The organism is Parendozoicomonas sp. 2304DJ65-17 (assembly GCF_058148445.1).
The window spans coordinates 1-231 of record NZ_JBYVJV010000154.1 but is presented as its reverse complement, the minus strand read 5'-3'; the positions used below and the strand labels follow the sequence as shown (position 1 = coordinate 231).

The 231-nt window shown below is 47.6% G+C and carries 1 pseudogene; it reads right to left on the bottom strand.

The features are described from left to right. Positions 1 to 21: 21 nt before the first annotated feature. Positions 22 to 231, bottom strand: a pseudogene (locus ACY2RR_RS24875) (acetylglutamate kinase); the annotation flags it as partial.

Sequence of the window (231 nt, the reverse complement as noted above, 5' to 3'; positions counted from 1 at the left end):
CTGTGCCTTATCCATTCGGTACTATGCGTTAAGCGTTGTTGAATTGGGTGAAGAGGCAATAAGAGTGCCCACTCCCTGCTCTATAAATGATTCCAGAAGAACAGCGTGAGTCACCCGACCATCAATAATATGCACACTCTGGACGCCAGATTTTACAGCATCCAACGCGCACTGGATTTTTGGAAGCCTACCACCATGGATAGTTCCGTCGTCAATGAGGCCGTTAACATC